Below are 14,219 nucleotides of genomic sequence, written 5' to 3' on the forward strand. Positions count from 1 at the left end.
GGGCGGGCGCGTGCCGTGCCGCGTACGGCATGGAACAAGACAGGGCCGCGCTCCGTTCACCACGGCGGTCGGGTCGTGTGACCGACGCCGGTGCGCACACGTGCGCCGAGGCGCCGGCCCCGCGTCACGGCGGCACAACGCCCCTTTTCGCGCGGCGAGGATGGCTCAATGGAACTGGACGTCGTCGGACTCGACGCTGACGCACAACGTGTCTACACGGCGCTGATCGGTCTGCCCCACAGCACCGCCTCCGAGGTGGCGAGCGCCTGCGGGACGAGTACGAGCGCGGCGGGGCGGCTGCTGTCCGTGCTGGTGAAAGCGGGCCTCGCGACCAGATCGGCAGGCCGCCCCCCACGCTTCGCCGCCACCGCCCCCGATGTCTCGGTCACGGAACTGATCAAGGAACGCGAACGGCAGCTCGACGCCGCTCGCGCGCTGGTGCGCCGGCTGACCGACAGACACCGCGAGGCCCTGCGGATCGCCGACCCGGACATCGCGGTGGAGGTGCTCCGCGGCCGTGACGACATCAGCGCCGCCGTCCGCAGGCTGACCGCCGGCGCCCGCCGTCAGATCCGCACCTTCGACCGGCCGCCCTACGTGGACCGCCCCGGCAGCAACCTGGACGACCAGCGCCGCAGACAGCGTTCGGGCGTCGCCCACCGTGTGCTCTACGACCGCAGTGCGGTCGCCTGGCCGGGCCGTCTGGCCGACGACATCCTGCCGAGCATACGCACCGGCGAACAGGCCCGGGTGCGGGCGCACTTGCCGATCAAACTCGTCATCGCCGACGACGCGCAGGCGGTCATCCCCTTCAGTCTCGCCCCGGGCGGGCACCTCACCGCGTACCTGGTCCACCGCTCCCCGATGCTGACCGCGCTGGAAGCGCTCTTCGAGGCGGAGTGGGACCGCGGCTCCCCCCTCCAGGCCCCCGCACCGCCCACGGCCCCGCCCGCCGCCTCCGGCCATCTAGACCACCTCGCCCTCGTCAAGCTGCTCGCCGCGGGCGCCTCGGACGCGGCGATCGCCCGCGCCCAGGGCTGGAGCCAGCGCACCACCCAGCGCCGCATCCGCCGCCTCATGACCGAACTGGGTGCCGCCACCCGCTTCCAGGCCGCGGTCCAGGCCGCCCGCCGGGGATGGCTGGAGGAGTCCTCGGTGTTCCCGCGGCCCACGGACGCGGGCGAGGGGGAATGACGGTGTGACGGTGACGGGTCGGCGGCACGGCTCGTCCCGGCGTGCCGTGAGGGGTGCGTCCAGGGCACCCGGGCGGACCAGGCAGGGCTGCGCGGAGGGCCCGCGCGGTGACGTCGGCACGTCGGGGCGGCGGTGGACGTGCTGCGTCGTCCGGACCACAGGGTGCGACACGAAGCGGTGATCTCCTGGCCGGGCGGACACACGTCGGGGGGATCACCGCGGACCATGGTGCGCGAACCGTTGGTGGCCGTCACCGTCGGCGCACCGCAGGACGCCGCGACGGCCGGTGGCCCCAGGAGACGATCGCGCGATGACCCCGCTCAGACCTCGGCCCGGCCCGCATCCGCGTCCACCCTCGCTGAAGACCCGGCGGGCCCGGCTGGACCTGGCGGTGACCCTCCTGGTCCTCCTCCTGACGACGCTCGTGCTGTGCCGGTTCGGCCTCGACGACTTCGCCCACGCCCTGACCTTCCCCGGTCGCCTCACCGGCGCCGTCCTGGTCCTGTTCGCGTTCACCACGCTCCTGGGCGCCGTGGCGGCCCTGGACCACTGGGTCCGGCACAGCTTCCAGTACTCCGGCCTGCTCGCGCTGGTCGGCACGTTCGCCGCGTTCCTGCCGAACACCCTGCTGTGCCTGCGGACCCTGAAGAACGGTGACGACCTGCGTTTCCCGGTCCTGTTCGGCGTACTCGCGGCGGGGGCGGCGTGGGCCGCCTTCGCCGTGTGGCGGACGCTGGCGTCGGTGCCCGCGCCGAAGAGGGTGGCCGCCGCGCTGGTCGTCTCCACGCTCTTCGCGCTCACCAACTTCGCCTACCAGAACCTCTATCTGCCCTACCGGCGGGAGACCCGGCCCATCATCACGCTGTCCGTGGGGCAGCCCGTGCCGAGGGCGGACCACAAGGCGTTCGCCGTACCGGTGGACATCACGCTCCAGAACCACGCCGACGGGGGGTTCTACGTCCTCGGCACCGAATTCCACGCCATGGGGCTGCGGGTGCAACTGAGCACGAAGGACCGGTCCCGCGAGCAGTGGCGGAAGGACGCCGAGCAGTGGGCGCACTCCTCGGGGGAGGTGAACCCGCTCTCCCGCAGGGAGATCTACCACCCCGGCGACATGGTGGAGGCGAAACCGTGGGCGTTTCCCGGGGACTGGATCGAGGCGGACGACGCCTTCACCACGCGCGTGGTGGTGCAGCTGCCCATGGACACGCGCTACGACCAGGTGGCGTTCTACGCCACCGCGAGCCTCGCGCGCAAGGACCAGATCGTGCTGGACCCACCGCTCCGGTTCATGACCACTTCCTGGAAGGGCGGCGACGTCGCGTCGTGGGTGAGGGAACAGCAGAAGAAGGGCCTCGACTCCCTCGTCTACCGAGCCCGCGTGCACGAGAACAACGCGATCGACGAGAACACCAGGGACCCCCGCTACGTCACGGTCTACTGGAGGTTCGGCACGCACGGTGCGGCCGTGCAGTCGAGCGTGGCACGCAAGGGTGAGGAGAGCCGCGGCCAGGTGTCCGGAGAGGAACAACGCGAGCTGGTGAGCCGGTACGGTCTCGTCGACCTCTCCGCCGGCCCCATCCAGCGGACGCTGTGGGACGTCAAGAGCCGGCGGTGAGCCGCTCCGGCCACGCCGGCGGGGCGGCGGCACCCGGGGTCCGGCACCGCCCTGCCCGCGCGGCCCCGGATCAGTGCCCGGCCAGGTACTCCTCCGCCCCCGGTATCCGGTGCGCGTCCTCCGCGCCCACCAGGCCGCCCGGCGCCTCCGCGTCCGGCTTGAGCGTGTACACGGCGACGCTCGCGGGACGGGTCACGTCGGAGAAGTCCAGCGGGACGCCGAGACCGGTGTCGGCGGCACGCTGCGCACGGTGCGCCTTGACGACGTCCTCGCGGGCGAGACTGCCCGCGGCGCAGGCCTTCTTCAGGTCGGCGCCGAGCAGCTTGGCGGCGTTGTAGCCGGACAGCACGCCCGAGTCGACGGGCGAGCCGGGATACCTGTCCTGGTAGGCCGTCACCATCCGCCGTACGCCGGGGAGGCCGGAGCTGACCGCGGGAGCGGAGCTGATCACGTGGAGCATCGCGGTCAGCGCCGGCGCGGCCGGGGTCTTCATCAGCTGCGGGGCGAAGCCCGGGGCACTGCTGACGACGGGGACGCGCAGGCCGCGGGATGCGGCGACACCGACGAGGGACGCCGTCTGCGCGGGCCCGGCGCTGACCAGGATCGCCTTCACCCGCTCCTTGCGCAGCGCCGAGACCTGTGCGGACAGATCGGTGTCGGTCGCCTTGATCTTCTGTCCGACGACCTTCACGCCCGCCTTCCTAGCCGCCCAGGTGGATCCCTCCAGGGCGTTGGCGCCGTAGTCCCCCTCGAAGTAGACGTGGCCGATGGTGTCGCCCTTGCCCAGTTTCCTCGTGCGGGTGAGGAAGTCGACGGCGGCGATCATGTCGAGGTCGTAGGTGGTGCCGAGGACCTGGACGGAGTCCTTCCCGAGCAGGGAGGCGGCCCAGGCCTGCGGAAAGGTGAGCAGGTGGTCGCGCTGGACGTCGTCGAGGAGGGCGGCGACCACGGGTGAGCCGATGACCTGCGGCAGGGCGACGACGTCGGGAGAGATGTCGGCGTAGGCGGTGACCGCCTTCTGGACGTCGTACCCGTGGTCCTTGACGATGATCTTCACCTTGCGGCCGCAGATGCCGCCGGCCGCGTTGGTCTCGTCGGCCCACATCTGCTGGGCCTGGACGATGCTCTTGCCGAGGGTGGCGTAGGGACCGGTCAGGTCGGTGAGGGCGCCCAGCCGGATGGTCCCGGCGGTGACTCCGGGGCCGGTGCGGACGCCGTCGGCGCCTTCGCTGCCGCTCGTGCCGCCCGCCTTGGCGCTGCATCCGGTGGCGGCGACCAGCAGGGCCAGGGCTCCGGCGAGGACGGTCGTGGTGACACGGTGTCCGGGGTGCGGGGTGTTCACGGGGTCTGCTCCTCGGGTCGTACGGGTGCGACGGGGTGTGCGGACGGATGTGCGGGCGGATGCCCGGACGGATGCGGGGACGGATGCGGGGACGGGCGGGCGCGCGGGCCGCGCCGGACGCGGGCGCGCAGGCGGCGGGTGAGGCCGTGCAGGCCGTCGGGGGCGTGGAGCAGGACGACGACGATGGCGGCCCCGTACAGGTAGCGGGCCGCTTCCGTCGGACCGACCGTGCCGTCGGCGGAGCCCGGGGCCGCCACCAGGGGCAACTGGTCGGCGTACCGGGTCAGCAGCAGGGGCAGCGCGGTGACGAAGACCGCGCCCGCCGTGGCCCCGGCGACCGAGCCGAGACCGCCGAGCACGATCATGGCGAGGTAGTCGACCGAGAGGGCGAGGGAGAAGTAGTCGGGGACGACACGCCGGAAGACCAGGGCCAGCAGGACGCCGGCCGTCCCCGCGTACATCGACGACACGACGAAGGCGGCGGCACGGTGACGGGCCACGTCCACGCCCATCACGCAGGCCGCGATCTCGCTGTCCCGCAGCGCCGCGAGGGCCCGGCCGGGGCGGGAGCGCACCAGGCCCCGGCCGGTGAACCAGGTCAGCCCCAGCAGGGCCACGGCCAGGAACCACAGGCGTTCCTCGGCACCGAACGGCACTCCCAGCACGGTCGGTTCGGGGTCGTCCGCCGTGAAGCCGAAGCCGCCCAGACGCAGCGGCGGCACGGAGCGGCCGTTGAAGCCGCCGGTGACGGAGTCCGCGGTGAGCAGCACGTGGTGACCGAGGAAGACCAGGGCGAGCGTGGCCACGCCCAGGTAGATGCCGCGCACCCGGCCGGCGACGGGGCTGAACAGACCGCCCGCGGCCCCCGCCAGCAGCACCGCGAGGACGGCGGCGACGGCCGTCGGCAGCCCCGGCCCCGGTTCGCCGGCCAGCCACGTGTAGCCGTAGGCGCCGACCGCGAGGAAGAAGGCGTGGCCGAGGGAGAGCTGGCCGGCCGTGCCGCTGAGCAGCGACAGCCCTACGGCGCCGATGGCGGCGGCCACCGCGAACAGGCCGACGCGCAGCCAGAAGGCGTCCAGGTAGAACGGGGGAACGCACAGGACGAGCGCGGCCAGGAGGGTCCGGGCCGGTTTCGGCGGACGGCGCTCAGACACGGGCCGCTCCCTTCGCGCCGAACAGTCCGGTGGGCCTGACCAGCAGGACCAGGACCATCACGGCGTAGGGGGCGACATCGCCGAACCCCTCGCCCAGCAGGCTCAGTTCCGACTGGTGGCCGGCGACCAGCGCCTCCGTCAGCCCGATCAGCAGGCTGCCGGCGAGCGCGCCGGCCGGCGAGGTCATGCCGCCGAGAACGGCGGCCGGGAACGCCTTCAGCGCGATCTGCCCGGTGGTGCGCTCCAGGCCCGGGGCGGGGAACGCGGCGAGGAACACCGCCGCCAGCGCGGCCAGCGCACCCGCCAGGCACCAGGCGAGCGTACGCACCCGGGACAGGCGTACGCCCATGAGCGCGGCCGCCTCCAGGTCCTCTCCGGCGGCCCGCAGGGACAGCCCCCAGCGGGTGTAGCGGAACAGGCCGAAGACGACGGCGATGGCCACGGCGGACACCGCGATCGCGGCGAGCCGGCTGTCGGCGACCGTCACCGGCCCGACCCGGGTCACCGCGTCGCCCCAGGGATCGCCCAGCGGCAGCAGGTCGCCGCCGATGCGCCGGGACAGGTCGGTGAGCAGCACCATGTCGACACCGATCGTGACGATGGTCTGGACGTGCGCGGTGTGCGGGTCCGGGTCTCCGCGTCGCAGCAGCAGCCGGTCGATGCCGCCGGCGAGGAGGGCGGTGACGAGGACGCCCGCCGCGAGGGCTCCGGCGAAGCCGATGTCGTCGTGCAGGACGGCGGTGAGGTAGCCGCCGAGCAGGAGCAGGGAGCCGTGGGCGAAGTTCAGCACGCCCGACGCCTTGAAGATGACGACGAAGCCGAGTGCGACCAGAGCGTAGACCGCGCCGAGGGCGAGGCCGCCCAGCAGGTCGTCGAGAAGACCGGTCACGCGGCTCCCTCCCGCGGTGTGCCGAGGTAGGCGCGCAGCACCTCGGGATCGCGGCGGACCTCGTCCGGTGTGCCGTGGGCGATACGACGGCCGAAGTCGAGGACCGTCACCTCGTCGGCGAGGCGCATCACCAGGCCCATGTCGTGCTCCACCAGCAGGACGGACAGGTCGAGTTCGGCGCGGATCCGCCCTATGACCTCGGCGGCGCGGGCGCGTTCGGCGGCGTTCATGCCGGCCACCGGTTCGTCCAGGAGCAGCACGCGCGGTTCCAGGCACAGGGCGCGGGCCAGCTCCACCCGCTTGCGGTCGCCGTACGACAGCAGGCCCACCGGGCTGTCGAAGCAGGCGCCCAGTCCGGTCAGTTCGGCGATCCGCCGGGCGTGGGAGAGGTGGGCCCGCTCCTCGCGCACCGCCCACGGCAGCCGCAGGGCGCTCGCGAGGAAGTCGGCCCGGGCGTGGAGGTGCCGGCCGAGCATCAGGTTGTCGGCGACCGTGCCCGCGGTGGTGACGATGTTCTGGAAGGTGCGGGCCACGCCGAGCGCGGCGATGCGGTGCGGGGCGAGCCGGGTCAGGTCCGTGCCGTCGAGCCGGACCGTGCCGCTCGCGGGGCGGGCGAGACCGGACAGGACGTTGAAGCAGGTGGACTTGCCGGCGCCGTTGGGCCCGATGAGGGCGTGCACCGTGCCGGGCGCGACGGTGAAGGAGACCGCGTCCAGGGCGGTGAGCCCGGCGAACCGGACGGTGACGTCCCGCACGCGCAGGACGGGGACGGTCATGCGGCCCCCTCCTCGCCCAGGTAGAGCCGGCGCACCGCGTCCGTGCCGGCGAGAGCGGCGGCGGGACCGGACAGCCGCACCTCCCCGGTCTCCAGGACATGGGCGTGGTCGGCGAGGGACAGGGCCATTCCGGCGTTCTGCTCCACCAGCAGCACGGCGGTGCCCTGGGCGTGGATCTCGCGGATGACCTCGCCGATCCGGTCCACCATGAGCGGGGCGAGGCCGAGCGACGGTTCGTCCAGCAGCAGCAGACGCGGTGCGGCCATGAGGGCGCGGCCGATGGCCAGCATCTGCTGCTCACCGCCGGACAGCAGCCCGGCGGCCTGCCGGCGGCGTTCGGCCAGCCGCGGGAACAGCGTGAAGACGCGGTCGCGGGCCTCGGCGACCTGGGCGGGGCGGCGACGGCTGAGACCGAGGCCGCCGCTGCGCAGGTTCTCGTCGACGGTGAGGCCGGTGAAGACCCGCCGCCCCTCGGGCACCTGCACCACGCCGGCCCGTACCGCGGCGACGGGGTCGCGGCCGTCGAGGACGGTGCCGCCGTAGCGGACACGGCCGGCGCTGATCGCGCCCCGGTGCAGACGCAGCGTGCCCGACAGGGCGCGCAGCAGCGTGGTCTTCCCGGCGCCGTTGGCGCCGAGCAGCGCGACCACGCCGTCGTGCGGCACGGTCAGGGACACGTCGCGCAGGACGGAGACGGCGCGGCCGTACGTCACGTCCACGTGCTCGACGCGCAGGGCGGGCGGGTCGTCCGGTGGTGCTTCGGGCATCGCGGCTCCTCAGGTCCGGCCCGGCACACGGCCCGGCCTTGGTCCTTGGTGCTGGGGCTGGGTGGCTCACGAGACCACGGGCGACGACAGCGGGGACAGGCACGCGGGCACGGTCGGTGCGGAGGCCCAACGAGCACGCCGGGGAGGTGTGCGGGTGCCCAGGGGGTGGGGTGGGGGGCGGGCGTGTGGGGTGGTGGTGAGGGTGTGGGGGGCGTCGGGCGGGGTGGGGAGCGCACGAGTGCGGGGCTGGTGGCGAGGCGTGCGGGGCGGGCGGGCAGGGCCGGTGGCGAGGCGTGCGGGGCGGGCGGGACCGGTCGCGAGGCGTGCGGGGCAGGCCGGTGGGGCCGGGCCGGTCGCGAGCCGTGCGCGGCAGGCCGGTGGGGCCGGGTCGGCCGTGGTCGGGGCCGGTGCGGGCGGTGTCGGCAGGCGGGGCCGGTGCGGGCGGTGCCGGCGGGCGGGGCAGGGATGGTTCGCGGGGCGGGGCAGGGGTTGGTTCGCGGGGCGGGGCGGGGATGGTTCGCGGGGCGGGGCGGCGAGGGCAGTACCGGTCCAGTCGCCGGGTGGTCAGGAGGTCGGCCGGTGGGGGGCGAGCCGGCGGGCGGTCAGGGCCAGGGCGATCTCCACCAGGTCGGCGGGGCGGGACAGGGAACGGCCGGTCAGCTGCTCGTAGCGGCGCAGACGGTTCAGGACGGTGTTGCGGTGGCAGTACAGCCCCCTGCTCGCCCGCTGGGCGGAGCCGTCGCAGGCCAGCCAGGCGGCGAGCGTGTCCAGCAGCACCTCCGCGTCGGCCGGTTCCAGCTGGGCGAGCGGGCCGAACGCGCGCTCCACGAGCAGACCGGCGAGCTCCGGGCAGGACACGACGAGCGCCTCGGGCAGGTGCTCGTCGAGCCGTACCGTGCCGCCCGCGTCGCCGCACAGCCGCAGGGCGGTCTCCGCCAGCCGGCGCGCCTCGCCGACGCCGGCCAGTCCGTCGACGGAGAGGCCGATCCCGACGCGCAGCCCGGGCGGCGTCCGGTCCGGCACCGGTACGACGCCGTCCTCGACCAGCACGATGGCGTGGTCCGTCTCCGGCCCGGTGTGCCAGTGGACCCGCGCACTCGGCGCCAGCAAGGCCCGTACGGCTTCGGCGGACCGCTCGCCCGCGACCGCGACGACGACGTACCGCCCCTGCTCGGGCAGCCCGAGGGCCTGCGCGGTCTCCGGCAGGTCGGCGATGCGGCCGGTACCGTCCAGCAGCGCGGCGGCCAGCAGCCGCACCCGGTTCTCGCGCCGCCACGCGAGGCGCCGCTCGGTCTGCCGGTAGGCCTCCGCGACGAGCGTGCAGTGTTCGTCGACGAAGTCCCAGACGTCGCCGGCCACATGCACTAGCAGCCGTACGTCCTCCGGAGCGGTGCGGGAGGTGACGTCGACGAGTTCCTGCCACACCAGCGAGCCGCCGAGCCGGAAGGCGTGCAGCAGCGCGTCCAGCGGCAGCCCCTGTTCGGCACGGCCGACCCCGATGTGCCAGGAACAGCGGTGCGCGGAGTCGCGGGTGCCGCGCGGGTCGAGCAACGAGGAGACGCTGTGCCGCAACGAGCGCTGCACCTCGTGCCAGACGCCCGGGTGGTCGTCGTCCAGCGCGGCCCGGTAGGCCGGTTCCCTCTCCCGCAGGGCGCAGACCAGCCGGTCGGTGAGACCGGGCAGGTCGTCCAGCAGCGCCCGGGCGGCGCGGTGCAGCACCCGCAGGGCCTCGGCGTCGATCAGCGACCGGGTGTGCGGGGCGCGCGGCCGGGGTGCCGGCTGGGGTCCCGGGCGGAACGCGGGTCTTGGCCGTACGGCAGGGCGCATGGAGGTCTCCCCCAGGGTCGGCTGACGCGTCGTGCTCCGAAGAATGACATACCGTCCGGTCGGTCCCTAGAGTTGTGCACCGGTCTTCTCCGCCCGCTCCACCAGGCGTACCAGCTCCACCCGGGAGCGGACACCGAGGGCGGCGAAGACGTTGCGCAGGTGGTAGTCGACGGTGCGGGTGCTCACCGACAGGCTCAGCGCCACCTCCCGGTTGGTCAGGCCCTGGGCGACACGGCGGGCGATGCGCAACTGCTGCGGGGTGAGCCGGTCCAGCCCGTCCGGCGCCATGCCGCCGGAGGCCGAGGCGCCGCCCCCTCGCACCGCCGCGCCCGCTGCGGTGGTCACCGCCGTCCCGGCCACGCCGTTCGCCCGCAGCTCGGCCGCCGCCTGCTGCGCCCACGGCCGAGCCCCGCAGCGTTCGAAACCGAGCAGGGCGGCCCGCAGATGGCCGCGCGCCTCGCGCAGCCGGCGTCGTCTGCGCAGCCACTTGCCGTACAGCAACTCGGTGCGGGCGCGCTCGAAGTCACCGGCGGCCTCCCCGTGCCGCCGCAGGGCCTCCCGGTACAGCGCGTCGGCCGGCTCGGGCGCGGCCAGCAGGGCGCGGCAGCGCAGGAGTTGGGCCGGGGCCTGACGGTCGGCGTCACACGCCGCCCAGCGCGCGAAGTCCTCGACCGCCTCCCGGGCCTCGTCCGGCTGTCCGGCCAGCGCGCACGCCTCGACGTAACACGGCACGGCGAGCATCCAGACGGCGAAGTGCCCGCGTCCCGGGCCGGGCCGCACCAGCGGGCCGAGCCGCTCGGCGGCCTCACGCGGACGGCCGTGGCCCAGATCGGCGCGGGCGGCGGCCCACTGGGCCAGCGCGGCGGCCTGCGCCAGCCCGTGGCGTCGGGCGGTGGCCAGCGCGGCGGTCACGTGCTCGGCGACGGTCTGCGCCTCACCCTCGATCGACGCCGCCAGGGCCAGTACGGCGTGGTGATGGGCGGCCGTGTTGCGCTGCCCCGTGCGGTACGCGCTGCTCAGGCCCTCCTCGGCGTGGACTCGGGCCGACGCGTGCCGTCCCGCCCGGAGTTCGCCGTACGCGAGGAACTCCAGGGCCCGTGCCTCGTGCGCCGCGGCCCCGTCCGCACGAGCCACCGCGAGCGCCCGCGCACCGGCGCGCCGGGCGGCGGTGGTGTCACCGAGCAGCAGCGCAGCGGAGGCCGCCCGCAGGAGCGTGTCGGGGGTGCCGGGTAAGGGCGGGAGTGAGAGCGGGGGCGGTCGAAGGGGCCCGGCCTGGTGGGAGAACTGACCGGGGGCGGGTGTGAGGTGTGCCTGCCGGGGGTGGTCGGCCGTGCCCGCGAACCGGCCGTCATGACGGCCGGCACCACACGCAAGCCTGTCAACACCGTCGCCGGCACCACACGCGAACCCGTCGACACCACACACGAACCCGTCGACACCATCGCCGGCACCACACGCGAACCCGTCGACACCATCGCCGGCACAGCGCGTCGACCGGTCTCCCTCGGCCGTCGTCCACGCCCGGTCCACCACCCGCCTCAGGGGTGCGGCGGCCAGGTCGAAGCGGCCTTGCAGGACGGCCCGCATGCCCGTCCGGTGGTCGTGCAGGACCACGGACGGGTCCACGGACGGGTCCACGAACGGTACGCCGGTGCCGGCCGGCTCGCCCGCCGAGCCGGGACCGGGGAACGGGAGGGGGCTCCGGTCCCCGGGCGACCGTGCCCCGCCACCCGCGCCGTTCGCGTCTCCCCCGCTGTGAGCGCCGGACCACGGGCGGTCCGGGACCGGACCCCGCACCGTCAGCGCGCTCAGGCACGCCGCCACGTCCCCCGCCGCCCAGGCGGCGTCCGCGGCGGCCGATGCGGCCTCGGCGGACCGCCCGGGGTCGTGCGGAGCGAACAACTCCGCGGCGAGCAGCAAGGTCTCACGGGCGTCGTCGACGGGACCGTCCCACCGCAGCACCGTTCCGCGCAGCAGCTCCGCACGCGCGCGTACCGTCGACGGCGCCGGACGGTCGCGGGCCGTGTCGAGCAGCCGCAGGGCCCGGTCGGACTGCCCGGCCAGCAGGGCCTGTTCGGCGGCGGCCGTGTACCACCGGACCTGCCGAACGCTGTCCGCGGCGAGGTCGGCGGCGCGGGTGAGTGCCGTGCAGCGCAGTGCGGGTGAGACCGCCGGTTCCGCCTGGGCCGTGGCGGCGAGGTCGGACGCCGGCGACGGAGCCGGACCGGTGACGGCCCACGAGCGGTGCAGCAGCGCGATGAGACCGCGTCCGTCGGGCAGGGCACGGGCGAGGGCGTCGTGGGCGGCACGGCGCCGTTCGTCCGGCGCGTCGGCGTACACCGTGCGGCACAACAACGTGCTGCGGAAGGCGATCCGGCCGTCACGGGCATGCAGCAACTCGGGCAGCGGGACGGCGGACGGTGAGAGCCGGCCGTCACCGCGGTCAGCGCCGTCACCGCGGTCAGCGCCGTCACCACTGGCACCGCCGTCACCGCCGTCGTACGGAACCGGGTCGCGGTACGCGCCCTCGGAGAGCCGCCCGGCCGCGCGCAACGCGAGATCGGCGTCGACGGTGGCCTCCCCCGTCACCTGTGAGGCGGCGGCGGTGACGAGCAGAAGGTCGCGTTGCCCGGGAAGCGCCTCGGTGAGGCGGCTGCCGGCCAGCGCGGTCAGCGTCTCGGCATCGACCACGGGCCGCGGCAGGGGCGCGAGCCCACGCAGCTGGGCCGGGGTCAGATGGTGGAACACCCTCAGCAGGAGGGCCGGGTTGCCCTGCGCCGCGGCCGAGATCTCGTCGCGCACCCCGGGGTCGAGCCCGTCCTGTGCGATGTCGTCCAGCAGGGCCGCGGCGTCCGGCGGGGACAGGGGAGCCAGGCGCAGCAGCGGCAGGCCGGCGAACTCCGGATCCACGGGGCGGTGTCCGGCGACGGTGAGCAGGAGGGCGGCGCGGCCCCCCTCGGACAGGTCGGCGGCGAGTCGGCCGAGTGCGGACCGGGAGGCGGCGTCCCACAGGTGGGCGTCGTCGACGCACAGGAGAACGGCCCGGGGCGCGACCGTGGACCGCAGCGCTCCGACGAGTTCCCGCACCGGGTCGGCGGCGCCGGCGACGGTGGTCCCGGCCGCCTGGCACAGTGAGCGGATCGCGCTCAGCGGCTCCCGGAACTCCCCGGCACGAGCGCGTACGGTCACGACGGGCCCGGCGGTGAACGCGCGGGCGGCGTGGGTGAGGAAGGCCGAGCGGCCACCCCCCGGCTCGCCGGTCACGGCACAGGCACCGCCGCCACGCAGCCGGTCCCACAACGCTGCCGTCACGTGCCGTTGCGGACCCGGCCGGTACCGCGGTGAGGCGATTCCCAGAGGCGTCTGTCCGGTCATTCCCACGACCTTACTGACGCGTTAAACAACGTGGAAGCCGTGCGTCCGGGCCCCCCGCACCCGCCCTCGGGGACATCACCTGCGCGTTCCGGGCCGCCGGGCGGGGAGCGGTCTGTGCGGCGGCACACCGCGCACGGCTGCGAACGGTGCTCCGGCACAACGCCGGCGGCGGCCGCCGTCAGGGGCGACCGCCGCCGGGTCACGGACGTACCGTCAGTCCACGGGCACGCGCACGCGGTCAGCCGGTGTGCGGGCAGTTGCCCCGGTACTCCTCGATGGTCAGGCTGGGCCGCGGCAGCGGGCACAGGAACTGCTCGTAGCGGGTGTCGTTGTCGATGAACCGCTTCAGCCACGACACGCTGTACTTCGCGATCGTGGTGTTCGAGGTGTTGGGCGTGAAGTGGGTGGCGCCGTTCAGCTCCAGGTAGGCGCGGTCGAGGGAGCTGGGGAGAGTGGAGTAGAAAGGTTCGGCGTGGGTCGCGACGGGAGCGATCGTGTCACCGTCGGCACCGAAGATCAGAGTGGGTGTCCTGATCTCGGGCCAGGTCTTGTCGAGGTTCCACGGGGTCAGCGGGATCGCCGCCTGCAGCGAGGGGCGCGTCTTCGCGGCCTCCAGGGTGCCGCCGCCGCCCATCGAGTGGCCCATCACGCCGAGCCGGGTGGAGTCGATACGACCGCGGACCGAGCTGCTGCTCGTCAGGTAGTCGAGCGCGGCGAGGAGCTGGTTGCCCCGGGAGTCCGGCTGGTCCAGCGTGGTGAGCGTGTCGATGGTGAAGACCACGAACCCCTGTGACGCCAGGCGCGGGCCCAGCCACGAGATGGAGGACTGGGTGCCGGTGTAGCCGGGCGAGACGGCCACGGCCCCGAAGGTGCCGTCGGCGGTGCTGGTCGGGTAGTAGATGGTGCCCCCGCCGAATCCGCTGACGGCGAGCCGGGAGACGGTGGTCTCCGACACCGCGTACGGCCCGCGGAGCGCCTCGATGCTCGATTCGGTCGGCGCGGGACCACGCTCGAACGGGTTGTCCGCGCCGTGCGCCGCCGGCCCGCCGAGTGTGGTCAGACCGAACACGGCGCTGACGGCGGCGGCGAGGGCCGCGAGCCGTCCGGTACGACGGCCACGACGGCTGGTGCGCGGGGCGGGGAGGTCCGGGCGGGGGTGGTGGACCGGTGACGTGGTGCCGGTGTGCGGGTGGTGGACCGGTGACGTGGTGCTGGTGTGCGGGTGCTGCACGACGAGTCGTCCTCTCTGTCGCGGCGAGCTGCCCGTTACGCGTCGC

10 protein-coding genes are annotated in these 14,219 nt (G+C 74.7%); 2 read left to right on the forward strand and 8 right to left on the reverse strand.

From position 1 onward, the window contains the following. The first annotated feature begins 168 nt into the window (after positions 1 to 168). Together LG395_RS13615 and LG395_RS13620 are read left to right on the forward strand one after the other, a co-directional pair. Positions 169 to 1,194 (forward strand): TrmB family transcriptional regulator, encoded by a 1,026-nt coding sequence (locus LG395_RS13615; RefSeq protein WP_225809564.1) that lies wholly within the window; start codon positions 169 to 171, stop codon positions 1,192 to 1,194. Positions 1,195 to 1,504: 310 nt separating this feature from the next. Continuing rightward, the gene (locus LG395_RS13620; protein WP_225809565.1) at positions 1,505 to 2,812 is read left to right on the forward strand and encodes a hypothetical protein; all 1,308 of its coding nucleotides are present in this window, start codon (positions 1,505 to 1,507) and stop codon (positions 2,810 to 2,812) included. Between the two features lie 70 nt (positions 2,813 to 2,882). Here LG395_RS13620 and LG395_RS13625 read toward each other — a convergent pair whose 3' ends face one another. The 8 genes from LG395_RS13625 to bdeA all read right to left on the reverse strand — a co-directional run bounded on the left by LG395_RS13625 (position 2,883) and on the right by bdeA (position 14,173). Next, positions 2,883 to 4,154 (reverse strand): ABC transporter substrate-binding protein, encoded by a 1,272-nt coding sequence (locus tag LG395_RS13625; RefSeq protein ID WP_225809566.1) that lies wholly within the window; start codon positions 4,152 to 4,154, stop codon positions 2,883 to 2,885. Continuing rightward, positions 4,151 to 5,308, reverse strand: a complete 1,158-nt coding sequence (locus LG395_RS13630; RefSeq protein WP_225809567.1) for a branched-chain amino acid ABC transporter permease — start codon at positions 5,306 to 5,308, stop codon at positions 4,151 to 4,153. Before LG395_RS13630 ends, LG395_RS13625 begins: the two co-directional genes overlap by 4 nt. Next, positions 5,301 to 6,197: a branched-chain amino acid ABC transporter permease gene (locus tag LG395_RS13635; RefSeq protein WP_225809568.1), complete on the reverse strand. Its 897-nt coding sequence runs from the start codon at positions 6,195 to 6,197 to the stop codon at positions 5,301 to 5,303. Before LG395_RS13635 ends, LG395_RS13630 begins: the two co-directional genes overlap by 8 nt. Then, a complete protein-coding gene (locus LG395_RS13640; RefSeq protein ID WP_225809569.1) occupies positions 6,194 to 6,973 on the reverse strand; it encodes an ABC transporter ATP-binding protein in 780 nt (259 codons plus the stop codon). Before LG395_RS13640 ends, LG395_RS13635 begins: the two co-directional genes overlap by 4 nt. Beyond that, positions 6,970 to 7,740 carry an ABC transporter ATP-binding protein gene (locus LG395_RS13645; RefSeq protein ID WP_225809570.1) on the reverse strand — a complete coding sequence of 257 codons (771 nt, stop codon included), beginning with the start codon at positions 7,738 to 7,740 and terminating at the stop codon, positions 6,970 to 6,972. Before LG395_RS13645 ends, LG395_RS13640 begins: the two co-directional genes overlap by 4 nt. A gap of 564 nt (positions 7,741 to 8,304) precedes the next feature. Next, a complete protein-coding gene (locus tag LG395_RS13650; RefSeq protein WP_225809571.1) occupies positions 8,305 to 9,567 on the reverse strand; it encodes a PucR family transcriptional regulator in 1,263 nt (420 codons plus the stop codon). Between the two features lie 66 nt (positions 9,568 to 9,633). Beyond that, positions 9,634 to 12,879, reverse strand: a complete 3,246-nt coding sequence (locus LG395_RS13655) for a helix-turn-helix transcriptional regulator (RefSeq protein WP_225809572.1) — start codon at positions 12,877 to 12,879, stop codon at positions 9,634 to 9,636. Positions 12,880 to 13,180: 301 nt separating this feature from the next. After that, on the reverse strand, positions 13,181 to 14,173 hold the full coding sequence (gene bdeA / locus LG395_RS13660; RefSeq protein ID WP_225809573.1) for a bis(hydroxyethyl) terephthalate hydrolase: 993 nt from the start codon (positions 14,171 to 14,173) through the stop codon (positions 13,181 to 13,183). Positions 14,174 to 14,219 lie beyond the last annotated feature (46 nt).

This window comes from Streptomyces spinosus, from assembly GCF_020400655.1.
Taxonomy (GTDB): Bacteria; Actinomycetota; Actinomycetes; order Streptomycetales; family Streptomycetaceae; genus Streptomyces; species Streptomyces argyrophylli.

Excerpts from the sequence above, each read along its gene's own strand:
- LG395_RS13620 (WP_225809565.1), top strand. The coding sequence starts at position 1,505 with ATGACCCCGCTCAGACCTCGGCCCGGCCCGCATCCGCGTCCACCCTCG.
- LG395_RS13640 (WP_225809569.1), bottom strand. The coding sequence starts at position 6,973 with ATGACCGTCCCCGTCCTGCGCGTGCGGGACGTCACCGTCCGGTTCGCC.
- LG395_RS13645 (WP_225809570.1), bottom strand. The coding sequence starts at position 7,740 with ATGCCCGAAGCACCACCGGACGACCCGCCCGCCCTGCGCGTCGAGCAC.
- LG395_RS13615 (WP_225809564.1), top strand. The coding sequence starts at position 169 with ATGGAACTGGACGTCGTCGGACTCGACGCTGACGCACAACGTGTCTAC.
- LG395_RS13650 (WP_225809571.1), bottom strand. The coding sequence starts at position 9,567 with ATGCGCCCTGCCGTACGGCCAAGACCCGCGTTCCGCCCGGGACCCCAG.